We start from the raw sequence: 26,647 nt of genomic DNA, 5'->3' as shown, positions 1-26,647 counted from the left end.
CGTCCGGTTCGGGTTCCGTTGTCGTTGGCGCAGCAGCGCATGTGGTTCCTCAACCAATTGGACCGCGAATCGGCAGCCAACAACATTCCGATGGCGATCACTCTCACTGGCGAGTTGGATCAGGCGGCGTTGTACGACGCTGTCGTGGACGTGTTGAAGCGTCACGAGGTTCTGCGCACGGTCTACCCCGAGGTCGACGGTGCCGGCTACCAGCGGATCTTGCCGGTGGCGGCAGTTCCGGTGAATCTGGCTCCCGTGCAAATCGAAGCATCCGACATCGTGGCGGCGGTGACGGACTTCGTCACGTCAGGCTTCGACGTCACCGCTGAGGTTCCATTGCGGGCCAAGCTCTTCCAGCTCGCGGAGGACTCGTTTGTACTGGCGATAGTGATTCACCACATCTCCACCGACGGTTTCTCGATGGGTCCGTTGATCCGCGACGTGATGACCGCGTACTACGCCCGCTCACAGGGTCAAGCCCCGACCTGGGCGCCGTTGTCGGTGCAGTATGCCGACTACTCGTTGTGGCAGCGCGAGGTTCTCGGTTCCGAGGGTGACACGGAATCCGTACTCGCAGAGCAGATCGGCTACTGGGCCAAAGCTCTCGACGGAGTTCCGGACCAGATCACCTTGCCCAGTGACCGCGCGCGTCCAGCCGTGTTCACCGGCCGGGGAGCCACCTACAGCTTCCCGATTTCCGCGGATGTTCACCGCGGACTGGCCGCTGTGGGTCGCGAGCACCAGGCATCGCTGTTCATGGTGATGCACTCGGCGTTGGCAACACTTCTTGCCCGGTTGTCCGGCACCACCGACATCGCAGTCGGCACCCCGGTCGCCGGTCGCGGTGAAGCGCAGCTCGACGATCTGATCGGCATGTTCGTCAACACGCTCGTGCTGCGTACCGACGTCGATCCGGGGATGCGTTTCCTCGATCTGCTGACGTCGGCGCGTGAGAGTGATCTCGCGGCTTTCGCTCACGCAGACGTGCCGTTCGAGCGGATCGTCGAGGTACTCGATCCGGTTCGTTCGCAGGCACACAACCCGTTGTTCCAGGTTGCCTTGGCATTCCAGAACCTGGGGCAGAATAACCTGACGTTGCCGGGACTCGATATCACTGAATTTGATATCGCGGAAACTGTAGCGAAGTTCGACCTTCAGTTGACCCTGGTGGAAGCTGCCGATGGTCACGGCATGACTGCGACCTTCACCTATGCGACGGATCTCTTCGACGAGGGGACAGTTGTCTCCTTCGCCGAGCGGTTGACTAGGATTCTCGAGGCCGTCGCCGTGGATGCGACGCAGGCCGTCGGCGACATCAACATCCTCGAAGCGCCTGAGCGTATCGAATTGACCAGTCGCCGAGCGTCCTCGGGCATCGAGCCGAAGCCGTTGGCCGACATCCTGGCCGAGACCGCGTTGCAGTATCCCTCCAACGAAGCTCTCCGCTACCAGGATCGGTCGATGACCTACGCCGAGGTCGACGAGTGGTCGTCGCGCCTCGCCCGCGTCCTGATCGCTCGCGGTCTGGGCGCCGAAGACCTGGTCGCAGTGTCGATTCCGCGTTCCATCGAATCGGTCCTGCTGGTGTGGGCGGTATCCAAGACAGGTGCCGCCGTTGTTCCCATCGATCCGCACTACCCGGCCGACCGCATCGCGCATATGGTCTCCGACTCGGGCGTCTCGGTCGGTCTGACTTTCGAAGCTGAACTCGCAGGGCTTACCGACACCGTGGAGTGGCTCGCGATCGACAGTGCTGTTTGCGCGGAATTAATGGCAGCGCAGGATAGTTCACCGATTCGTGAAGATGAGCGTGTGCGCCCCGTCCTTCCGGCGCATCCGGCCTGGGTGATCTACACCTCGGGCACAACAGGCTTGCCCAAGGGTGTTGTTGCTACGGGAGCAGGCCTCGCGAGCTTCAGTGCAACGCAGGCACAGCACTACCTGGTGACGCCGAACTCCCGCACGCTGCACTTCGCGTCGCCGAGTTTCGACGCGTCGATGCTCGAACTGTTCCTGGCTGTCGCGACAGGCGCTGCCATGGTGATCGTCCCGACGTCGATCTTCGGCGGCGACGAGTTGACCGCGCTGTTCAAGTCCGAACGCGTCACACACGCTTTCATCACGCCCGCGGCGCTGGCTTCCATGGATCCGTCGGGCCTGAACGATCTCGAGGTGGTTGGTGTCGGCGGCGAGGCGTACTCGCCGGAGCTGATGGCCAAGTGGGCGGATCAGCCGAACCGTCGACGTACGTTCCTCAATGTCTACGGTCCCACCGAGACCACTATCGTCACCAACGTCAGTGTGCCGCTGATGCCGGGCGACCGGATGACCATCGGTGGAACCATCGGCGACATGGCGGCGTTTGTTCTCGACACGCGTCTGCAGCCCGTCCCCGTCGGTGTTGCCGGTGAGCTGTACCTGTCGGGTCCCCAGGTCACCCGCGGATACCATCGCCGCCCGGGATTGAGCGCGGATCGCTTTGTTGCCAACCCGCATGGCCTGCCCGGTGAGCGCATGTACCGCACCGGTGATGTTGTGCGTTGGACTGACCAATATCAGGTTGAGTATGTGGGCCGCAACGACTTCCAGGTGAAGATCCGTGGCTTCCGTATCGAGCTCGGTGAGATCGACGCGGCACTGACGGCACATTCGGACGTCGAGTTCGCCGCGACGATGGGCACCACTTTGGCGTCCGGTGCTCCGGCGCTAGTGTCGTACGTGTTTGTCGGCAAGGAATCTGCTGTCAGCTCGGCGGATCTGAGCGAGTTCGTCTCACGCACCCTGCCGGCGCACATGGTGCCTGCGTCGATCATGGTTCTGACCGACATGCCGCTGACCCCGGCCGGCAAGCTGGACCGAAAGGCTTTGCCGGAGCCGGTATTCGAGGTCAAGGAGTTCCGTGCTCCCACGACCGAGATGGAACGCGTCCTCAGCGAGGTCTTTGCCGACGTTCTCGGCCTCGATCAGATCGGTACCGACGATTCGTTCTTCGCTCAGGGCGGAGACTCGATCATGTCGATCCAGTTGGTGTCCCGGGCCAAGGCCCGCGGTGTTCTGTTCACGCCCAAGGACGTGTTCGAGAACAAGACGGTGGCTGAGTTGGCAGAGGTTGCCGTCTTCGGCTCCGACGCCGATGCGATCACTGTTCTCGCCGAGATCGAAGGCGGCGGCATCGGTTGGATGCCGCTCACGCCGATCAAGCGATTCATGTTCGAACGGCCCGGCAGCTTCCAGCGTTTCAACCAGTTGTTGACGCTGGAGTTGCCGCTCGGCATCGACCGGACCGGTGTTGTCGACACACTGGCTGCCGTCATCAATCACCACGACATGTTCCGTTCGCGTCTGGTCGATGATCAGCGTGGTCCGGGCATGGCTGTGTCCGCGCCCGGAACCGTCGACGTGGATTCTTTGGTGCGACGGGTGCTGGTGGACCCCGCGATTTCGGGCGCAGACCTGACGGCCATCGCATCGGGTGCTCTCGACGACGCTCTCGGCCGGTTGGATCCGGCCGCCGGTGTCATGGCTCAGTTCGTGTGGATCGACTTCGGTGACACACGCACCGGCCGATTGATCATGGCTGCGCATCACCTGATCGTCGACGGCGTCTCCTGGCGAATCATCGTGCCGGACTTGATTTCCGCGTGGGCTCAGCGCAGTGGCGGAAGTGCACCCGTGCTCGAACCGACGGGCACGTCCATGCGTACCTGGGCGCACTCGCTCGCTGCGGAATCACGATCAGACAAGCGACTGGCAGAACTGCCACGTTGGCGCAAGACGCTGTCGACTCCAGACCCGATTCTCGGTTCGCGGGCGTTCGATCCGTCCGTCGACGTTGCGGCAACAGTCGAGCGTGTGCGCGTGGAGGTGCCCACAGGCGTCACTGAAACCCTGCTGACAACTCTGCCCGAGGTGTTCCGCGGCGGAGCCAACGACGGTTTGCTGGCCGGACTTGCTCTGGCACTGGTGCGCTGGCGCCGTGAGCGGGGCATCGACACCGAAGCGGCACTGCTCCAGCTCGAGGGCCACGGCCGCGAAGAGGGCGTCGTCCCGGGTGCCGATCTCTCACGCACCGTCGGCTGGTTCACGGCGGCCTTCCCCGTCGCCCTCGACCTTGCCGGTATCGACATCGACGACGCCTTCGACGCCGGAGTTGCTGCGGGAGCGGCGATCAAGGCAGTCAAGGAGCAGTTGCTCGCCGCTCCCGACAAGGGTGTCGGCTACGGACTGCTGCGGTACGTCAACGACGACACCTGCACTGAGCTGTCGAAGCTGAGCAGCGGGCAGGTCAGCTTCAACTACCTGGGTCGCATTGTGGCGGAGGATATTCCGGCTGCAGCGCAAGGCCTCGGATGGATTCCGGCACGCGACTTCTCCGATGTCGCTGCGCCGGAAGACCCGGACATGCCGGCCAACAAGGTTGTCGACATCAATGCCATCGTCAACGACGGCCCTGACGGCGCGGTGCTCGAAGCATCGTTTGCCTTCCCGAACGGATTGCTGAGCGCCACCGAGGTGCAAGCCCTGGCCGACCTGTGGGTCGGAGCACTCACAGCGCTGGCGCAGCACGCACAGGCCGTCGGCGCAGGCGGACTCACGCCGTCGGACGTGCCGCTGGTAACGCTGACCCAGCGGGATCTCGACGGGTTCGAGCAGCGTTTCCCCGCTGTGCAGGACGTCTGGCCGCTGGCTCCGCTGCAGTCGGGTCTGCTGTTCCACGCTGTCATGGCCGAGTCGACCGTCGACCTGTACTCCGTGCAGATGGTTCTCTCGCTGTCCGGCCGCGTCGACGCGGATCGCCTCCACGCCGCAGCACAGGCCATCATCGATCGTCACCCGAACCTGCGCACCGCATTTGTGGTCGACGGAACGGGTACGCCGGTCCAGGTAGTTCTCGGTGACATCGAGGTGCCGTGGCGCGAACTGGATCTCACCACAATCGCTGACAGCGAAGAACGACGCCGCGAGTTGGATCGGATTCTTGTCGAGGACCAGGCCACGCACTTCGACATGTCGAACCCGCCGTTGATCAAGTTCACGCTGATCAAGATCGCGGCGAGCGAATACCGCCTTGTTGTGGCAAACCACCACATCATCCTCGACGGCTGGTCCATGCCGCTGCTGCTCCAGACGCTCCTCGGCCACTACGCCATGCGTGGGAACATTCCCGCTCAGACGCGGTCACTGAGCTATCGGAACTACCTCGCGTGGCTGGTCCAGCAGGATCGCAGTGTGTCCATGGATGCCTGGGCGAAAGCGCTGGGCGGCGTCGAAGAGCCGACGTTGTTGGCTCCCACCGTCGTTGGTCAGGAATTCAGTGCGCTGTCGCAGAAGTTGCAGATCTCGCTCAGCGAATCGGTGACCGCGACACTGACCGGTTTGGCATCGAGGACCGGCGTTACCGCCAACACGATCGTCCAGGCTGCCTGGGCAATTCTGCTGGGACGCATGACCGGTCGCCAGGACATTGTCTTCGGTGCCACGGTCTCCGGCCGTCCGCCACAACTCGACAGCGTCGAGAAGATGGTGGGCCTGTTCATCAACACGCTGCCCGTGCGTGTCCAACTGGATCTGGCCGAGTCCGTCGAGGCATTGCTCTCTCGGGTTCAGATCGAACAGGCGGGATTGCTCGATCACCATTACCTCGGCCTGACCGATGTGCAGAGCGCCGCGGGCGTCGGCGGACTCTTCGACACTCTGGTGATCTTCGAGTCCTACCCGGTCGACCGTGACGGTCTTGCAGCGCAGGCAGAGTTCTTGGACGGCATGGTGATCGACGATGTCGCCTCCGACGATTCCACGAACTACCCGCTCACACTGCTGATCGGTCTCGACGACCAACTGCACCTGACGCTTCGTTACCTACCCGACTTCTTCGACGAGTCGTACGCGCAGGCCCTGCTGGGTCGCCTCGAGACTCTGCTGACCGAAATCGGTGAAACGCCGTCTACTGCAGTCGGTGACGTCGAGGTCATGACTGTGTCTGAGCGTGCTTTGGTGCTCGAGTCGTGGAACGACACGTCTCGTCCGGTTGTGGGTGGGTTGTTGTTGGATGGTTTTGATTCTGTGGTGGGGGTTTGTTCGGGTTCGCGTGCGGTGGTGTGTGGGGATGTGGTGCTTTCGTATGGGGAGTTCGATGAGCGGGTTAATAGGTTTGCGCGTTATTTGATTGGTTTGGGTGTTGGGCCGGAGTCGTTGGTGGGGTTGGCTGTTCGGCGGTCGGTTGATTTGTTGGTTGGTTTGTATGCGATTGTGCGTGCGGGTGGGGCGTGGGTGCCGTTGGATCCTGATGCGCCGTCCTCGCGTAATGAGTATGTGTTGGATTCGGCTGATCCGGTGTGTGTGGTGTCGACGGAGCGTGATGGTTTCGTGGCGTCGGGTCGTCGGGTTGTGTGTGTGGATGTTGTTGATGTGTCTGGTTTTTCGGGTGCGCGGGTTTCTGATGTGGATCGGCGCTCGCCGTTGCGGGCGTCGAATACGGCGTATGTGATTTTCACGTCGGGGTCGACGGGTCGGCCGAAGGGTGTGGCGGTCTCGCATGCGGCGATTGTGAATCAGCTCGAGTTCATGCAGGGCGAGTATCGCTTGACGTCGTCTGATGTGTATTTGCAGAAGACGGCGACGACGTTCGATGTGTCGTTGTGGGGTTTTTTCATGCCGTTGCGGGTGGGTGCGGTGTTGGTGTTGGCGTCGGCTGATGGTCATCGGGATCCGGGGTATTTGGCGTCGGTGATTGATGATCAGGGTGTGTCGGTGACGGATTTTGTTCCGACGATGTTGTCGACGTTTTCGTCGTTGGTGGATCCGGGGTTGTTGGGTTCGTTGCGTGATGTGTTGGTGATCGGTGAGGCGTTGCCGGTGGAGGCGGTGCGTGAGTTCGGGTTGGTGTCGTCGGCGCGGTTGCATAATTTGTATGGTCCGACTGAGGCGGCGGTGTCGTTTACGTTTGCGGATGTGACGGCTGCCGGGTCGGGGTCGGTGGTCTCGATTGGTGTGCCGGAGTGGAATTGCCGGGTGTTTGTGTTGGATTCGCGCCTTCGGCCGGTTGCTGTGGGTGTTGCGGGTGAGTTGTATTTGTCGGGTGTGCAGTTGGCTCGGGGGTATGTGGGTCGTCCGGATTTGAGTGCGGATCGGTTTGTGGCGTCGCCGTTCGGTTCGGGTGAGCGGATGTATCGGACGGGTGATTTGGTCCGTTGGAACACAGTTGGTGAGTTGGAGTACATCGGTCGTACTGATTTTCAGGTGAAGTTCCGTGGTCAGCGGATCGAGTTGGGGGAGATCGAGGCGGCGTTGGTGTCGCATGGGTCGGTGTTGTCGGCTGCGGTGGTGGTGCGTGGGTCGGTGATGGGTGATCAGTTGGTGGGGTATGTGGTGCCGGCGGTGGGGTCGGTTGTGGATGTGTCGGTGTTGCGGGGGTTTGTGGGGGAGCGGGTTCCGGGTTATATGGTTCCGGCTGCTGTGGTGGTGTTGGATGCGTTTCCACTTAATTCGTCGGGGAAGTTGGATCGGGCGTTGTTGCCGGAGCCGGTGTTCGAGGCTCGGGTGTTTCGGGCTCCGGTGTCGTCGGTGGAGTTGGTGGTGGCGTCGGCGTTTGTGGGTGTGTTGGGTGTTGATCGGGTGGGGTTGGATGATGATTTCTTCGAGTTGGGTGGCAACTCCCTCATCGCGACTCGGGTTGTCATGCGCATCGCCGAAGAACTCGAGACGGCCGTACCGGTCCGCCTTCTGTTCGAAGCGTCCACCGTCCAGGAACTTGCCGCACGTCTCGAATCACACGTCGGTGAAGGAAGCCGCCTTGCGCTGACAGCTCAGGATCGACCGGAAGAGATTCCGCTTTCTCTTGCGCAGCAGCGTATGTGGTTCCTCAACCGCTTCGACGGCTCGGCAGGTGCCTACAACATGCCGTTTGCACTGCGGCTGAGCGGTGAACTCGATCTGGGCGCGATGCGTGCGGCGATCGGCGACGTCGTTGCCCGCCACGAAACCCTGCGCACTGTGTATCCGGAAACCGATTCGGGACCGGTCCAGGTCATCGAACCGGTAGGACATACGCCGGTGGAATTGAACGTCGAGAGTGTCACGGAAGCCGAGATTGTCGGCAAGCTGGTCGAATTGGCGTCGACGAGGTTCGACGTGACGGCCGAAATCCCGCTGCGGATTCGGTTGTTCCAGGTAGCCGAGAACGAGTACGTCCTCGCCGTCGTGGTGCACCACATTGCCGCGGATGGCTCCTCGACTACTCCGTTCGCCCGCGATCTCGTCATGGCCTACGCGGCACGGGCGCAGGGAACGGCGCCGGGTTGGGCCCCGCTGGACGTGCAGTACGCCGATTACAGCCTGTGGCAGCGCGAGGTGCTGGGTAGCGAGGAAGACCCGGAATCCGTGTCGTCCGAGCAGATCGCCTACTGGAGCCAAGCTTTGGCCGGGCTGCCGGATCAGCTGGACCTGCCGACGGACCGTCTGCGTCCCGCCGCGCAGTCGTACCGCGGTGGCTACCTTCAGTTCGAGATCGACGCAACAGTGCATCAGGGCCTGTCGGCGCTGGCCCGTGAGCACGGGACCACCCTGTTCATGGTCACGCACGCGGCGTTTGCGATTCTGTTAGCGCGCCTTTCCGGCACCGACGACATCGCCGTTGGCACCCCGATCGCTGGCCGCGGTGAGCGTGCGCTCGACGATCTGATCGGCATGTTCGTCAATACCCTGGTATTCCGGACACACGTCGACGGTTCCGACAGTTTCACGGAACTACTTGCCCGCGTGCGCGAGAACGACCTGCAGGCCTTTGCGCATGCCGATGTTCCGTTCGAGCGACTGGTCGAAGTTCTCAACCCCGCACGTTCGACTGCTCGGCACCCGCTCTACCAGGTGGGCTTCCTTTTCCAGAACATGGAACAGGCAAGCCTGGAACTGCCTGGCCTCACCGTCAAGGGCCTCGAGATCGACAACGGTGTCGCTCAGTTCGATCTGCAGTTGATCGTCGGTGACAATTACGACGAGCGTGGTGTTGCCTCCGGCATCTCGGCCGTATTCAGCTACGCGCACGACCTTTTCGACGAGTCGACAGTCCAGTCCTTTGCTGATCGGTTCAACACCGTTCTGGCAGCGGTGGTTGCCGATCCGTCGATCGTGGTCGGCGACATCGACGTGCTCGATCCGCGTGAGTCGAATCAGGTTCTGCAGGAATGGAATGCAACGGAGCAGGTACTCGACGCCGAGGCGACACTGGTCGATCTGTTCGATCAGCAGGTTGCCGCTCACGGTGATTCCGTCGCGTTGGTGCACGGGCTCGAATCGCTGACGTATGTGGAGTTCGACGACAAGGTCAACCGGCTCGCCCGTCACCTGATCGAACTGGGTGTCGGTCCGGAGTCGTTGGTGGCATTGGGAATGCGACGCTCCATCGACCTGGTGATCGGCATGTACGCCGTTGCCAAGGCAGGCGGCGGTTATGTTCCGATCGATCCGGATCATCCGGCCGATCGCACCGGGTACGTCCTCGAGATGGCCGCGCCGGTCTGCGTGCTCAGCAACGAGAACGACGCACCGTCGCTCGCGGGGATCGACAACGTTCTTCTCATCGACACCCTCGATCTGTCGCGCGTCTCCGGAGCGCCGGTGCGCGGCGACGAGCGGATCGCACCGCTTCGTTCGGCGAATACCGCGTACGTGATCTTCACGTCGGGATCGACCGGCAAGCCGAAGGGTGTGGCGCTGTCCCACGCCGCGATCGTCAATCAGCTTCTGTGGAAGCGTGATCGCTACGGTCTCGACCAGACCGACGCAATGTTGCTCAAGACTGCAGCGACGTTCGACCTCTCGGTCTGGGAGTTCTGGTCCGCGTTGACATCCGGGTCCCGCCTGGTCATTGCCGACCCGGACGGCCACAAGGACGCCGAGTACATGCTGGCGCTCATCGCTCAAGAGAAGGTGACGACGCTGCACGCGGTGCCGTCCATGCTCTCGATGCTGACGGCCGCAGCAGACGGCACTCTTCCGCAGTCGCTCGAGCGTGTCCTTGCCATCGGTGAGGCCTTGCCCGCGGCAACGGCGGCAGAGTTCCGCAAAATGTCCGACGCGGCACTCGTCAATCTGTACGGTCCGACCGAGGCTGCGGTGTCAGTGACCGCGCACGATGTGGACGAGAGCGATACCTCGTCGGTCTCGATCGGTGCCCCGGAATGGAATTCGCAGGTCTACGTGCTCGACGAGCGACTGCATCCCGTTCCGGTCGGAGTGACCGGTGAGCTGTATCTTGCCGGAACCCAGCTGGCTCGTGGTTATCACGGGCGGGCCGACCTGACGTCGGAACGCTTTGTCGCCAACATCTTCGGAGAACCGGGCACACGTCTGTACCGCACCGGCGACCTCGTTGTCTGGCGCAGTGGCGGTGAACTCGAGTACGTCGATCGTGCCGACTTCCAGGTGAAGATCCGCGGCTACCGCATCGAACTCGGTGAGATCGAAGCTGTTATCAGAGCTGCTGAGTCCGTGGACGCAGCGGTTGTCGTCGCGAAAACCGATCCGCGACTGGGGGATCGACTGGTCGGGTACCTCGTTCCGCAGGCCGGGGCCACCGTCGACGTCGACAGCGTGAAGGCGGAACTCGTCCGCGAGTTGCCGAGTTACATGGTGCCGTCGGCGTTGATGGTGCTGAGCGAATTGCCGCTCAACATCAACGGCAAGATCGATCGAAAGGCGCTGCCGGAACCCGAATTCGAGGCAACGGAGTTCCGTGCCCCGAGCAATCCGGTCGAAGAGATCGTGGCCTCGGTGTTTGCCGAAGTCCTGGGCGTTCCACGAGTCGGGTTGGACGACGACTTCTTCGATCTCGGCGGAAACTCGCTGATCGCCACACAGGTCGTGGCCAGGTTGGGTCAGGCACTTGACGCCCAGATTCCGGTGCGGATCATCTTCGAAGCGTCGACTGTCGGACTGCTGGCGTCGCGGGTGCTCGAACATGCCGGTTCAGGTTCGCGGGCACAGTTGGTGGCGCAGGAACGGCCGTCGCAGATTCCGTTGTCGCTCGCTCAGCAGCGGATGTGGGTTCTCAACCAGATCGACCGCAGGTCTGCCGCGTACAATATCCCGGTCGCGATCCGGATGTCCGGCGATCTCGACGTCGCAGCATTGCAGTCGGCCGTCTCCGACCTTGTTGCTCGCCACGAGATCCTGCGGACGTTCTATCCCGATCTCGGGGACGGCCCGACGCAGTCGATTCAGTCGAAGTCGGCAGCCGTTGTCGACATGGCCGTGCTGTATGTCGGCGAAGACACGATTGGGGCCGAGGTCGCGAAGGTCGTCGGTCAGGGCTTCGACGTCACTGCCGGTGTTCCGCTGCGCGTTCGCCTTTTCCAGATCACGCCCACTGAGCATGTCCTGATCGTGGTGGTCCACCACATCAGCGGCGACGCGTTCTCGATGGCGCCGATGATCCGAGACACGATGGTCGCGTACACGGCGCGTACCGGGGGAGCGGCACCCGAATGGGCTCCGCTCGAAGTCCAGTACGCGGATTACACGTTATGGCAGCGCGACGTTCTGGGTTCCGAGGGCGATCCGGACAGTGAACTGTCGACGCAGCTTGCCTACTGGACGCAGGAACTCGCCGGCGTTCCCGAACTTCTGGAACTGCCGACGGACCGTCCTCGTCCGCCGACGCAGTCGATGAAGGGGGCGGACTTCCTGTTCACTCTCGGCGCCGACTCCACGCGTCGAATCGCGGAAATCGCGCGCGAGCAGAACTCGACCGTGTTCATGGTCGTGCATGCCGCGTTCTCGGTGCTGCTGTCCAAGCTCAGCGGCTCGAACGACATCGCGATCGGTACACCGGTGGCGGGCCGCGGCGAGCGAGTCCTCGACGACCTGGTCGGTATGTTCGTCAACACGCTGGTGTTGCGCACGCAGGTGAAACCGGCAACCACGTTTGTCGACCTGCTGCAGCAGGTGAAGGAGAAGGACCTCGCGGCGTTCGGAAACGCAGACGTGCCCTTCGAGCGTCTGGTCGAGCAGGTCGGCCGTGAGCGCTCACAGGCATACTCACCGCTGTTCCAGGTGATGCTCACGTTCCAGAACATGGCACTTGGCACGTTTGCGCTGCCAGGGCTCGAACTGTCGGCGGTGGACGACGGATTCGACTCGGCGATGTTCGACCTGCAGCTCACCGGAATCGAGGAGTTCGACGAGGGCGGTACGCTGTCCGATATCCGGATGCGATTCACCTATGCAACCGATCTGTACGACGCCGCAACCATGGAACTGTTCGCGGCCAGGTTGCGGGCCGTGGTCGACGCCGTTGCCGCAGATCCGACGGTGGTTCTGCGGACCATCGACATCGTGACGGACTTCGAACGCGCGCTGATCGAGGCAGCCGAGCCGAAGACCGCCGCCGATCTTCCGGACCTCGCATCAGCGGCCGCCGCAGCAGATCCGACGGCGGTTGCCTTCACTCACGGTGACACCGCGGTGACCTTCACACAGCTGGCCGAAAAACTGGCTGTGATGAAGCAGACGATGGGTGCGGCGCTCACTGCCGACGCATTGGTCTCGGTTTCGCTGAACGGTCTGGTTCCGGGCATTCTTCCGGCACTAGGCGCCGACGGTACTACCTCGCTCGTCCAGTCTTTGATAACTGACGCGCAGGCCACGCTGGGGAAGGGTTCCGGTACGGACGGGTAATATGCAGTATTTGCCCCATGGGCGTTGATCTGTACGACCAGTCGTGCGTTGGATCTGCGCCGTGCTGTCGTCAGTTGGAGGAAGTGTTGATGTCCGTCGGTATGCCGGGACCACAGTCGCTGACGATCGAGGAACTGCCGAGATTGATCGCTGCAGTAGCCGAGGCGGAGCCCGACCGGACAGCGCTTGTTCATGCAGACGCCGAGGTCACCTACGAACGGTTGCACTCGGAACTGACCACACTCGACTCCGCGATGGGTGGTGCGCTCGGCCCGGACGCACTTGTACCGGTCGTGATCTCCACGCTGCTGCCGGAGTTGCTCGCCACACGAGAGGGTGGCCTTGAATCCGTCGTCGGTGCGCTCATCGCCGACGCGACTTCCGTCGTTGCTTTCGAGGCTCCGTCGGTCGTCGAGTCGACTCTCGTAAGTCTGTTCGAGGAGCAGGTCGCGCGTACCCCCGATGCCGTCGCCCTTCGTTTCGGCTCCACGGCGTCGACCTACGCGGAATTCGATCGCCGGGTCAATCAGCTCGCCCGCGAGCTCGTCGCCCGTGGCGTCGGACCGGACACACTCGTCGGCCTGGGTATCCGTCGGTCCGTCGAACTGCTGGTTGCGATGTACGCGATCGTCAAGGCCGGTGGTGCGTACCTACCACTCGATCCCGACCATCCCGCTGAGCGTCTGGCGTATGTGATCGACGTCGCCGCGCCCGTCCTCGTGCTGACGACGTCAGTGGACGCGGTCGGCATTCCCGAAAACGTCGATGTACTGCGGATCGATGACATCGATGTCTCGGCGCACTCAGGCGCGCCGCTTGCCGACGGTGACCGGCTGTCACCGCTGCGCACCGACAATCTTGCGTACGTGATCTTCACGTCGGGTTCGACCGGCAGGCCAAAGGGCGTCGGTGTGTCACACGAGGCAATCGTCGCCAACCTCCGATGGAGGCAGAGCGAATATCCCTTCACCGACGAAGACGTCATCCTGCAGAAGACGCCGTTTACGTTCGACGTGTCGGTGTGGGAGTTCTTCTGGCCGTTGCAGGTCGGCGCTTGCCTCGTGATCGCGAAGCCGGACGGGCATCGTGATCCGGCCTACGTCGCAGCGACGATGATCGAGTACGGCGTCACCGTTGTACATTTTGTCCCCTCGATGCTCGCGGTCTTCGTCGCTGAACCGCGCGCTTCCGAGATCACCTCGCTACGTTACGTTTTTGCCTCGGGTGAAGCGCTTCCCGCCCAGACCGCCGCGCGGCTGCGCGACGTCAGCACCGCGGAACTGCACAATCTGTACGGACCGACCGAGGCAGCCGTCGACGTCACGTACTACGCAACCGGACCGCAGGACGAGGTCTCCATTCCGATCGGCCGTGCTGTCGCCGAAACAGAGCTACTCGTCCTCGACGACGCACTGCGTCCAGTACCTCCCGGCGTCCCCGGCGAGCTTTACCTCGCGGGGGTCCAGCTGGCCAGAGGGTATGTCTCCCGCCCCGATCTGACGGCGGATCGGTTCGTCGCGCATTCCACCTCGGACGGCGAGCGCATGTACCGAACCGGCGACCTGGTCCGATGGCGCGGTGCCGGCGCCGACCGCCTGCTCGAGTACCTCGGCCGCACCGACTTCCAGGTGAAGCTGCGGGGACTGCGCATCGAACTCGGCGAAATCGAATCAGCGCTACTCGACAACGACGCAATCGCACAAGCGGCCGTTCTCGTCCACTCCGATGCGGCTTTGGGCGACAATCTGGTGGCATACGTGGTTCCCGCATCGGGAGTTGTGCTCGACACCGACGCTCTTGCACGTGAATTGGGTGGACGCCTGCCGGACTACATGGTGCCGTCGCTGTTTGTCGAACTCGAGGCGTTTCCGCTCAATGCCAGTGGCAAGCTGGACCGCAAGGCGCTGCCGGCGCCCGAGTTCACAGCGCAGGTTGTCGAATACCGGGCAGCGAGTACGCCGGTCGAGAAGACGTTGGTTGCGATCTTTGCCGATCTGCTCGGTCGGGACGACCTCGGCATCGACGACGGATTCTTCGACCTCGGGGGCAATTCACTGCTCGCGACGCGAGTGGTGGCGCGCGCGAACGCCGAACTCGGCGTGGAACTCGACATGCGAGCTTTCTTCGATGCTCCGACGGTATCCGAATTAGCTTCTCTCGTAGGCGATTCTGCTGGCCGCGGTACGAAGGCTCCTCTCGTTGCACAGGAACGTCCCGACCGGATCCCGCTTTCGCTTGCGCAGCAGCGTATGTGGTTCCTCAACCGGTTCGATTCCACGTCAGCCGTCGATCACATCCCAGTCGTTCTCCGGCTGACCGGAATGCTCGATGCCGCTGCGCTCCGTTCGGCGATCGATGATCTCGTCGAGCGGCACGAGAGCCTGCGTACTGTGTACCCGGAGGTCGACGGCGTCGGCTACCAGCAGATCTTGACCGTCTCCGACGTGGAGCTCGATCTGTCGCCGGTCGCTGTGGCCGAATCCGAGATCACCGAGCGTGTCATCACGGAGATCACCGGGGGATTCGACGTCACCTCACAGGTGCCGTTGCGGGTCAAGCTCTTCCAGGTGGCCGCGTCGGAATACGTCCTTGTATTCGTCGTCCACCACATCAGTGGTGACGGCTTCTCGATGGGCCCCTTGGTGCGCGACGTCGTGACCGCTTACGCGAGTCGGGCGGCTGGCAGCGCACCCGAATTCACGCCGCTGGACGTGCAATATGCAGACTTCTCGATCTGGCAGCGAACAGTCCTCGGCAGCGAGCACGACGCGGAATCGGTGATATCGCGCCAGATCGATTACTGGACACAGCAGCTCGACGGGCTCCCCGAGCGGCTAGACCTGCCGATGGATCGACCCCGCCCGCCCGTCGCGAGTTATCGCGGAGCGTCGCACACGATGACTATCGGTGCGGACGTACTCGCGCGCCTCGAGTCGATTGCGCAGGCGAACAAGGCCACGGTGTTCATGGTATTGCACAGCGCAATCGCCGTGCTGTTGGCGCGTTTGTCCGGAACCACTGACATCGCGATCGGCACCCCGGTGGCGGGTCGTGGCGATCGCGCACTCGACGACGTCATCGGCATGTTCGTCAACACCCTGGTGCTGCGTACCGAGATCAATCCGGCAAGTACATTCGACGAGCTGGTGAACCAGGCACGGATTGCAGACCTCGATGCATTCGGTAACGCTGACGTCCCGTTCGAGCGCCTGGTAGAGGTGCTCGACCCGGCACGCTCGCAGGCACACAATCCGCTGTTCCAGGTGATGCTCGCGTTCCAGAATCTCGGCCAGAAAACACAAAGTGGCGCAACGCTCGGCGGCCTCGAGGTAAGCGGTTTCGAGCTCGAGTCCGCAGTCGCCAAGTTCGACCTCCAGTTCACGGTGTGGGAAGACATCGAGGTCGGCGGGCTGTCAGTCGTCATCGATTATGCGCGTGACCTTTTCGATGCCTCGACCATCGAGACGTTCGGTTCCAGGCTGTCCGTATTGCTCGGTGCGGTCGCTGCCGATCCGGCCGTTCTCGTCGGCGAGATCGATCTGTTCGGCGCCGGCGAGGCAGCCCGCGTGCTCGACTGGTCGGTGGGGCAGCGTGTGTCGATCGGCGACAGATCGCCACTTGCACTCTTTGCCCGGCATGTCAGTCGCGACCGGTCGACGGTTGCAGTCGTGGCCGATGATCGGACCCTCACCTACGGGGAACTCGATGCGCGGTCGTCGGTGCTCTCTCAGGACTTGCTCGCTGCGGGTGTGGGAGCGGACGACGTGGTTGCGCTGGTGCTGCCCAGGTCGTGGCAGTGGGTAGTGGCAATGCTCGCGGTGTGGAAGACCGGCGCCGGTTACACACCAATCGATCCCACGTTGCCGACCGAGCGCGTGAATACATTGCTCGAAGACACCAGTGCCCGCGTGGTGATCGCGTCCGGCGGCGTCCAGACGGCGCTCCCGGTGCTGCGGGTCGAGAGCACTGATGGGGCGGAATCCGGCGATTCTGTTCCGGAATGGGTGGACCATTGGCGTGAGCGGGGCGCAGGTGAGCGCGTGGGATACGTCATCTCGACCTCTGGTTCGACGGGTCGGCCCAAGCCCACGGTCGTACCGATGGCGGGCATCGAGAATACGACAGCCTGGTACCGATCCGAACTTCCGGACGCCGCTGGTGTGGTCGTTGCGTCGTCACCGAGTTTCGATCTCACGCAGAAGAATGTGTGGGGACCGCTTACCAGCGGTGGCAGTGTTCACGTCGCCGCAGCGGGGTTCGACCCCGCCGAGATCCTTCGCGCCGTCTCCGACGACGACGTCCAGGTCGCGAACATGTCGCCGAGTGCATTTGATGCACTGGTCGATGCCGACGTGGACGGCGTCCTCGAATCACTCGACGTCGTGTTCCTCGGTGGTGAGCCCATTCAGGTTGGTCGGCTCAAAGATCTGATGGCCGCCGGTGTGCGCGTCGTCAACAGTTACGGCCCCACTGAGGCCTCCGACGTAGTGTCCTTCCAGGAGGCGGCACCGGGAGACGTCAACGGAGTCCCCATCGGGATTCCAATTCCGAATATCGAACTCTACGTGCTGGATTCGCGCCTGCAGCTGGTCCCGGCCGGAGTGGTCGGTGAGCTTTACGTGGGAGGTGTGGGAGTCAGCCGCGGATACGGCGGACGCTTCGACCTTACTGCCGAGAGGTTCGTGGCGAATCCGTTCGGGTCGGCAGGCTCGCGGCTGTACCGTACCGGAGACCAGGTCCGGTGGAACGGTTCGGGAGAGCTGGACTATCTGGGCCGCACCGACTTCCAGGTCAAAATCCGTGGACTCCGAATCGAACTCGGCGAGATCGAAGGGGCCCTGGTGGCACTCGATTCGGTATCGGCTGCTGTCGTGGTGGTACACAAGGACAGCCTGGTCGGAGACCGCCTGGTGGCTTATCTGGTACCAGCACACGGGGCCGACGTCGACATCGCGGCGATACGTTCGACCGTCGCGGCGCGTCTGCCTGACTACATGGTGCCGTCTGCGTTCGTGGCGATCGAGACGGTTCCATTGAACGCCAACGGAAAGGTCGATCGGCGGGCCCTGCCCGAGCCGACGTTCGCGACACTGTCATACCGCGCTCCGACCACTGTGGTCGAAGAAACTGTGGCCCAGATCTTTTCGGATGTTCTGGGTGTAGCTCAGGTCGGTCTCGACGACGACTTCTTCGAACTCGGCGGCAACTCGTTGATTGCCACGCGAGTTGTCTCACGGCTCGGTCAGTCCTTGGACACCGTAGTGCCGGTACGACTGCTGTTCGACGTGTCGACGGTCGAGGCCCTGGCCGCACGACTGAGCACTCACACCGGCGACGCGGGGCGGATGCCTCTCGTCCCACAGGAGCGTCCCGAGCGAGTCCCGCTGTCGTTGGCGCAGCAGCGAATGTGGTTCCTCAACCGGTTCGAGCCGGAATCCGGGGTCGACAACATTCCGGTCGCCGTGCGGTTGACCGGTCCGTTGAACACGGCGGCTCTGGCGGGGGCCGTGCGGGACCTGATCGACCGTCACGAAAGCCTACGCACGATCTATCCCGAGATCGACGGCGTCGGTTACCAGCAGGTTCTCGGTTCGGCGGCAGTCGATCTCGATCTGTCACCGGTTCGAGTTCCGGCCGAGGCTGTGGAACTCCGTGTGCGGGAGCTGATCCAGCCCGGATTCGACGTCACGGTCGAGATCCCTCTCCGTACCGCGCTCTTCCAACTTGCCGACGATGAGTACGTGCTTGTCTTCGTCGTCCATCACATCAGCGGAGACGGTTTCTCGATGGTGCCGTTGGTACGTGACGTGGTGACAGCGTATGCGGCGCGATCGCACGGGCGTGCGCCGTCCTGGTCGCCGCTGGCTGTCCAGTTCGTCGACTACACCCTGTGGCAGCGTGAGGTGCTCGGCAGCGAGGACGATCCGCACTCGATCATCTCGGGCCAGGTCAACTACTGGAAGAGCCGGCTCGCGGGAATCCCGGATCAGCTGGACCTGCCGACCGATCGGCCACGTCCAGCCGTAGCAACGAACGGTGGTGCAGAGTACCAATTTGCCATCGAGCAGGGCGTCGTCGATTCCCTCGACCGAATTGCGCGTGAGCATCAGGCTTCGCGATTCATGGTCGTGCACAGTGCATTCGCCGTGATGCTGGCGCGCCTGTCCGGCACCTCCGACATCGTGATCGGTACTCCGGTCGCGGGGCGTGGTGAGCAGGAACTCGACGATGTGATCGGAATGTTCGTCAACACACTCGTGTTGCGGACGAACGTCGATCTGTCGCTGTCGTTCACGGAATTGCTTCGCAGCACGCGTGAGTCGGACCTGCAAGCGTTCGCGCATGCCGACGTGCCGTTCGAGCGCCTCGTCGAAATCATCAACCCGGAACGATCGCAGTCACGCAATCCGCTGTTCCAGGTCATGCTCACGTTCCAGAACGTCGCCCAGGGCAGCGACGAATCGGCCGACATCGACGGCGTCACGGTATCGGCCCTCGACGTCGATGCGTCCGTGGCGAAATTCGATCTGCAATTGACGATCACCGAGCATGACGGTGAACTCCGTGGACTCTTCACTTACGCAACGGATCTGTTCGACCGTAAGACGGTGGCCTCCTTCGTCCAGTATCTGACGGCGACTCTCTCGGCGGTCGCGGCTGCCCCCGCTGGGCCGGTCGGGGACGTCGACGTCGTCGGCGACTCCGATCTAGGGCTGGTCGTCGAGCGCTGGAACAGCACCGGTCACGATGTTCGCGATGTGACGCTGGTGGATCTGTTCGATGAACAGGTCGTCCGCTCTCCCCATTCGATCGCGCTGACCTTCGATGGGCATCAGCTGACGTATCTCGAATTCGACCGGCGGGTCAATCAACTCGCCCGCAAACTCGTGTCGGAAGGCGTCGGCCCGGATACCCTGGTCGGCTTGGCCATTCGCCGAAGCTTCGATTTGCTGGTGGCGATGTACGCGGTAGTCAAGGCCGGCGGCGGCTATCTGCCCATCGACCCCGATCAGCCCGTCGAGCGCAACGAATACGTCGTGTCGACTGCAGCTCCGATCTGTGTGTTGACAACAGAGAGAGATGGATTCGACGCTGAGGGAGTGCTGGTAGTCAGGATCGATACCGTAGACCTGTCCGGTTGTTCCGACGCACCGGTCACCGACGCGGACCGCCTCGGCCCGCTGCGAGGGGAGAACACGGCGTACGTGATCTTCACCTCCGGGTCGACGGGCAAACCGAAGGGCGTTGCGGTGTCACACCGCGCGATCGTCAACCGGCTGATCTGGATGCAGGCCGAGTACAGCCTCCTCGGCGACGACGTGGTCCTCCAGAAGACTCCCTTTACCTTCGATGTCTCCGTGTGGGAGTTCTTCTGGCCGTTGCAAGTCGGAGCTCGACTTGCGATCGCTGCCGTCGACGGCCACCGAGATCCGGCCTATCTGGCCGCGCTGATCGCGTCCGAACGAGTGACCACCATTCACTTCGTGCCGTCGATGTTGGAAGTGTTCCTCGCGGATACGGTTGTCACGAGGTCTTCTACCCTTACCCGAGTCTTCGCCTCGGGTGAGGCGCTCGCCCCGCAGGTGGCCGCGCAGTTCCGGACGGTTCTTCCCGGAACTGAACTGCACAATCTGTACGGACCGACGGAGGCCGCGGTCGACGTGACCTTCCATGAGGTGACGGACGCCGACACCACCACCATGCCGATCGGCGCGCCGGTCTGGAACACACGCGTTCTGGTACTCGACTCACGACTGCATCCGGTGCCCGTCGGGGTCGCGGGCGAGCTCTACCTCGCGGGAGTGCAGTTGGCCCGGGGGTACGTGGCTCGGCCGGACCTCACCGCGGACCGGTTTGTCGCCGATCCGTTCGGACCTGCCGGCTCACGCCTGTATCGGACCGGAGACCTGGTGCGATGGAATGCGTCGGGTGAGTTGGTATACATCGGACGTACCGACTTTCAGGTCAAGCTACGCGGACTACGCATCGAGCTGGGGGAGATCGAGTCGATTCTGCGTGATCATCCGTCGGTCGGTTCGGTGGTGGTTGCCGTCCGGAACGATCAACTGGTCGCGTACCTGACGGCGGCCGGTGAGTCTCTGATCGATTGGCTGGAACTGGAATCGATACTGGGGAAACATCTTCCGTCATACATGGTGCCCACGGCACATGTTGTTCTGGACGAACTGCCGCTCAACGCCTCGGGAAAACTCGACCGGAAGCAACTGCGCGATCCTGAGGTCGAGATCGCGGTCTTCCGGGAACCCGAATCTGTGGTCGAGGTCGAAGTTGCGCGTATTTTCGCCGACCTCCTCGGTATCGGTCAGGTCGGCTTGGACGACGACTTCTTTGCGCTGGGCGGTAATTCACTGATCGCGACGCAGATCGTCGCTCGACTCGGGCATGCACTCGACACCACTGTGCCGGTCCGCATCTTGTTCGATGCATCGACAGTGGAGTCGCTCGCGGCGCGAATCGACGTGCTCGTGGGGCGGGGCGGCCGTCCGCCGCTCGAACCACAGGAGCGCCCTGAGTTGGTTCCGCTGTCGATCGCGCAGCAGCGCATGTGGTTCCTGAACCGATTCGATTCGGCGTCCGGAGTGGACAACATTCCGATCGCGATCCGGTTGACGGGGGATCTCGACATCGAGGCCATGCAGGCAGCTCTTCGTGATCTGTTCGAGCGACATGAGATTCTCAGGACCACATATCCGGAAGTCGACGGTATCGGATACCAGCGAGTCCTCGACACCGCGGATGCACTGCCTGATCTGTCGCCAGTACGTATCCACGAGTCCGTCGTCACCGACCGGGTGGCGGAATACGTACTCGCCGGATTCGATGTCACTGCAGACGTGCCGGTCCGGGCACGTTTGTTCGATCTCGCCGACTCGCAGTACGTTCTGGTGTTCGCCATCCATCACATCAGCGGTGACGGCTTTTCGATGGGGCCGCTGGTCCGGGACGTCGTCTCGGCGTACGCCGCGAGGTCGCAGGGAATCGCTCCGACGTGGAAGCCGCTACCGATCCAATTCGCGGACTTCGCGCTGTGGCAGCGCCGGGTACTCGGTGTCGAGTCCGATCAGGGATCGTTGATCTCGAAACAGATGGAATACTGGAAGTCGCAACTGGACGGATTGCCCGTCGAACTGACCCTGCCGTCGGATCGGCCGCGTCCGCGAGTCGCTTCACACTCCGGTGCCGAGTACTGCTTCGATATCGAAGCGGCCATGCATGAATCATTGAATCATGTTGCACGAGAACATAATGTGTCACTCTTCATGGTTCTGCACAGCGCGCTGGCCGTCCTGCTGGCGAAGCTGTCCGGCACCGCCGACATCGTGATCGGTACACCAGCGGCCGGACGAGGTGAACAGGCTCTCGATGATCTGATCGGCATGTTCGTCAACACTTTGGTCCTGCGGACCGAGGTCGACCCGGGCGAGTCGTTCACTGCACTCCTGTCGAAGGTACGGGACACTGATTTGGCCGGTTTCGAGAACGCTGACGTTCCGTTCGAGCGTCTGGTGGAAGCACTGGACCCCGAACGGTCGCAGGCGCGTAATCCGCTTTTCCAGGTGGGCTTTTCGTTCCAGAATCTCGGTCAGGGCGCGAACGGATCCGTAGAGATTCCGGGTCTGAGCATTTCCGGTGTCGACATTGCGCCGACGTTGGCCAAGTTCGACCTGCAGTTCACGGTCTGGGAGACTCCGGCTCAGGCGGGCGGGCTCACCTTCGCCGTCACCTACGCCACCGATCTCTACGACGAATCGACGATTGCAGGCCTCGAGTCACGACTGAACGCCGTGCTGACATCCGTCGTCGCCAATTCGTCCAATGCAGTCGGCGACATCGACATTCTCGGTGAGGACGAACGCCGGACGATACTCGAAGGGTGGGCCACGCCCGGGGCGGTCGTCGACGACTCGACCACTCTGGCCGGACTGTTCGATGCACAGGTGACCCGATCACCGAACGAGATTGCGGTGGTCTTCGGAGACGAGCGATTGACGTATCGGGACATCGATTCCCGCGCAAACTGTCTGGCCCGCACGCTGATCGATTCGGGAGTCGGATCCGAGGACCTGGTAGCGGTCCTCTTGCCGCGATCGGTCGATCTGGTCGTGGCGCTGCTCGCCGTCGTCAAGTCTGGTGCCGCGTATCTGCCGATCGATCCGAGCTATCCGGATGAGCGGATCGCATATACCCTTGCCGACGCGTCTCCGGTGTGTGCGATCGTCGCTCCGGATTCGCTGCGGGAACTGCCCTGCCCTTCTGTCTCGCCCCGGGACGCCGCAGCCGACTCCCGCCCCGTGACCGACGCAGACCGCGTGCGGCCTTTGCGTTCGAGAGACCTGGCGTACGTCATCTACACATCAGGATCTACCGGCCGCCCCAAAGGTGTTGCGGTCACTCATCGGAATGTTGTGGAGTTGTTCGCCAACGCGCAGACGGAATTCGCATTCGATTCCTCGGATGTGTGGACTTTGTTCCACAGCTACGCATTCGACTTCTCGGTGTGGGAGCTGTGGGGTCCGCTCATTCACGGCGGTGTACTCGTGGTCGTCGACTTCGAGACGTCGCGTTCGCCAGACCAGTTCAGACAATTGCTGACCACCGAGGGCGTCACGGTGCTCAATCAGACTCCGTCGGCTTTCTACCAGCTTGCGGAGGCGGACCGTGTTTCCGGAGGATCGGACGGTACCGCGTCGGATCTTGCGCTCCGGTACGTGATCTTCGGTGGCGAGGCACTCGATCTCGCACAGCTGACCCGGTGGTACGACCGTCATCCGGACGACTCGCCGCAACTGGTCAACATGTACGGAATCACCGAGACCACGGTGCACGTCTCTTATCTCCCGCTCGATCGTGCGAGCGCGGAGACCGCAACGGCGTCGTTGATAGGTCGACCACTCGACGGCCTTCGGGTGTACGTACTCGACGACCGTTTGCAGCCCGCTGCGATCGGCACGGCCGGCGAGATCTACGTCGCCGGCGGACAACTGGCACGCGGGTATCTGGGGCAGAGCGGATTGACGTCCGGGCGGTTCGTCGCGAATCCGTTTGCATCGCACGGCGAGTCGATGTACCGAAGCGGTGATGTGGCGCGCTGGAACCGCGCCGGCCAGCTCGAATACCTGGGGCGTTCCGATTCGCAGGTTCAGCTTCGAGGTTTCCGGATCGAACTCGGCGAGGTCGAAACGGCCCTGCTCCGAGTCGGTGGTGTCGCCCGTGCCGTGGCCGTCGTCCGCAAGGACGCAGATCTGGGCGATCGGCTCATCGCGTACGTCGTGCCCGAAGCCGGTTCGGACCTCGACGCGAGCACGGTCAGCACAAGTGCGGCCGACTTCCTCACCGGCTACATGGTTCCCGACGCGACAGTGTTGTTGGACGCCTTGCCCCTCACGGTGAACGGGAAGCTCGACTCCGCTCGGCTGCCTGCACCCGTCTTCGCTTCCGCCGAATATCGAGCGCCGGTGTCCGACACCGAGAAGGCCGTGGCGACGGTATTCGCCGAATTGCTGGAGGTTCCTCAGGTCGGACTCGACGACGAGTTCTTCGAACTCGGTGGTAACTCATTGATCGCGACCCGGGCGGCGGCACGACTGAGCCGATCCCTCGACGCCGTAGTCCCCGTACGGACTCTGTTCGACACCCGGACAGTCGAAGAACTCTCGAGCGCGATCGAAGTCCACGTCGGAACCGGTTCGCGAAAGCAGCTCGTTGCCCAAGATCGCCCCGAGCGCATTCCGCTGTCACTGGCGCAGCAGCGTATGTGGGTGCTCAACCAGATGGACACCGACGCCTCGACCTACAACATCCCGATGGCGCTGCGTCTGGCCGGGCAGTTGGACGTCGACGCGCTGAAATTTGCTCTGCGTGACGTGATCTCGCGCCACGAGTCACTGCGAACGCTTTACCCGTCCGACGGGCTGGGGCCGGTGCAGCGGATCGTCGGCGCCGACCTCGTGCCCATGTTCGGGGAACCGACAGCGGTCCACGACGGCGCGCAGATGTACACGAAGGTAGTCGAATCGACGACCGCCGGATTCGATGTGTCATCGGAGGTTCCGGTACGTACTGATCTTCTCCAGATCGGAGAAGATCAGTACGTGTTCGTACTCGTCGCGCATCACATCGCGGCCGACGGGCAGTCGATGGGGCCACTGGCCCGCGACGTGATGGTGGCCTACGAAGCGCGTACCCGGGGCAGTGCACCGTCGTGGAGCCCACTCCAAGTGCAGTACGCAGACTTCGCGCTGTGGCAACGCGACGTACTGGGATCGGTAGATGACGCGGGAACGATCGCCGCGCGCCAACTCGACTTCTGGCGCACAGCGCTCGACGATCTGCCTACCGATGTCGGCTTGCCGACAGACCGACCGCGTCCCGTGGTGCAGTCCGCCGCAGCGGGGGCAGTCCAGTTCACCGTCGACGCTGATGTCCACTCGCGACTGAGCGACATCGCCCGAGCAAAGAACGCCACGGTGTTCATGACAATCCACGCCGCACTGGCGGTCCTGATCTCGAGGTTGGGTGGAGGCTCCGACTTCGCGATCGGTACCGCTGTCGGCGGCAGGGGCGAGCGCGCCCTCGACGATCTCGTCGGTATGTTCGTCAACACACTCGCGCTTCGCACCACGGTCGATGCCGGTGCACGCTTCGAGGATCTCGTTTCGCATGTGCGCGACGTCGACCTGGCCGCGTTCGGCGAAGCCGATGTTCCTTACGAGGAAATCGTGGAGGCGCTGCCGCCTCGGGCGGGGGGCCTGTTCCAAATCGTCCTGTCGCTGGAACCGACCGCCCAGACCGAGTTTGCATTGGCAGACCTGACCATAGGCGCCGTCGACAGCGGAGTCCTGACCACGAAGTTCGACCTTCAGCTCACCCTGACCACCGCAGCGGACGGCCTCGGACTCTCCGGCCTGTGGCTGTATTCCGAGGACCTGTTCGACAAGACCACGGTCGAGTCGTTCGCACAGCGGTTCGTTCGTGTACTCGAGCAGGTCACCGACGATCCGACCAGGCAGGTCGGCGATCTCGATCTGCTGACCGACATGGAGAAGTCCGAGGTCGCCGACGGCGTTCGCGAAGCCAGCGCAGTCGCGAGCACGACGTTGCTGCCTCAGTTGCTCGCCTCCGTCGTGGAAAGCGACCCGGACGCGCCTGCGGTGGTAACAGACGGCGAGGAGACCGCTTACGCGGCACTCGACGCGAAGTCTTCGCGTCTGGCTCGCCTGCTCATCGAGGAAGGTGCAGGTCCCGGCACTGCGATCTCCATCGGTGGTGGTGTCGATGCCGTGATCGCCTACTGGTCTGTGGTGAAGACCGGCGCAGCCGTTACCGGGGCGCATCCGTCGGATCCGGCAAGCCTGACCCTGTCGAATGACTCCGACACCTCGACGCTGCTCTTGACGTCACCGGAGATCGAGTCTCGGCTGGCGACGATGTCGGATCGTCCGATCAGCTACGTCGATCGCGCCCGGTCGACAATGGCGGACGATCCGGCGATCGTCGACGGTGACCGAGTGCTGACGTACGGCGACCTGTCGGACTCTCTGGCGGAGCTGCGTAAGCGGTATTCCGTCGACTTCGAGTCGAGGTTGGCATTCGCCGGCGCGGTCGGCTCGCCGGAGCACTCGGTCGCGGTCCTCCTGGCGGCGTCAGCCGGAGCGGCTGTCGTCATTCTCGGTGACGACGAGGCAATCGAAGACTCACTTGCTGACGACTGGGTGACGCATGTGGTGCTTCCGGACGAGGTCCGCTCGGCCGTCGATCGAACCGACTTACCCGATCTCGAGTACGTCCTCGCAACGGGCGAACTACTCGGGTGGTGAGATCGGGCTCCGTCGGCGACCGTGCCAGTGGCCGAATTCATAGGTGATCGTGCCGTTGCCCGGATCGGTGTTACCGGCTGTAACAATGGGCGGTAGGGGTTGGATGTGTTGGGGGAGCCCACTGATGCAATTGT

General features: G+C 62.9%; 2 protein-coding genes. Both read left to right on the top strand.

What is annotated here, in order from left to right:
• Positions 1 to 18: 18 nt before the first annotated feature.
• A complete protein-coding gene (locus P3G66_RS08965; protein WP_346349156.1) occupies positions 19 to 12,675 on the top strand; it encodes an amino acid adenylation domain-containing protein in 12,657 nt (4,218 codons plus the stop codon).
• A gap of 89 nt (positions 12,676 to 12,764) precedes the next feature.
• Positions 12,765 to 26,513 (top strand): non-ribosomal peptide synthetase, encoded by a 13,749-nt coding sequence (locus P3G66_RS08960; RefSeq protein ID WP_276116401.1) that lies wholly within the window; start codon positions 12,765 to 12,767, stop codon positions 26,511 to 26,513.
• The last annotated feature ends 134 nt before the right edge of the window (positions 26,514 to 26,647 follow it).

It is taken from the genome of Rhodococcus sp. C3V, assembly GCF_029269915.1.
Classification (GTDB): Bacteria; Actinomycetota; Actinomycetes; order Mycobacteriales; family Mycobacteriaceae; genus Rhodococcus_F; species Rhodococcus_F qingshengii.
This window is presented reverse-complemented; position numbering and strand designations above follow the sequence as displayed.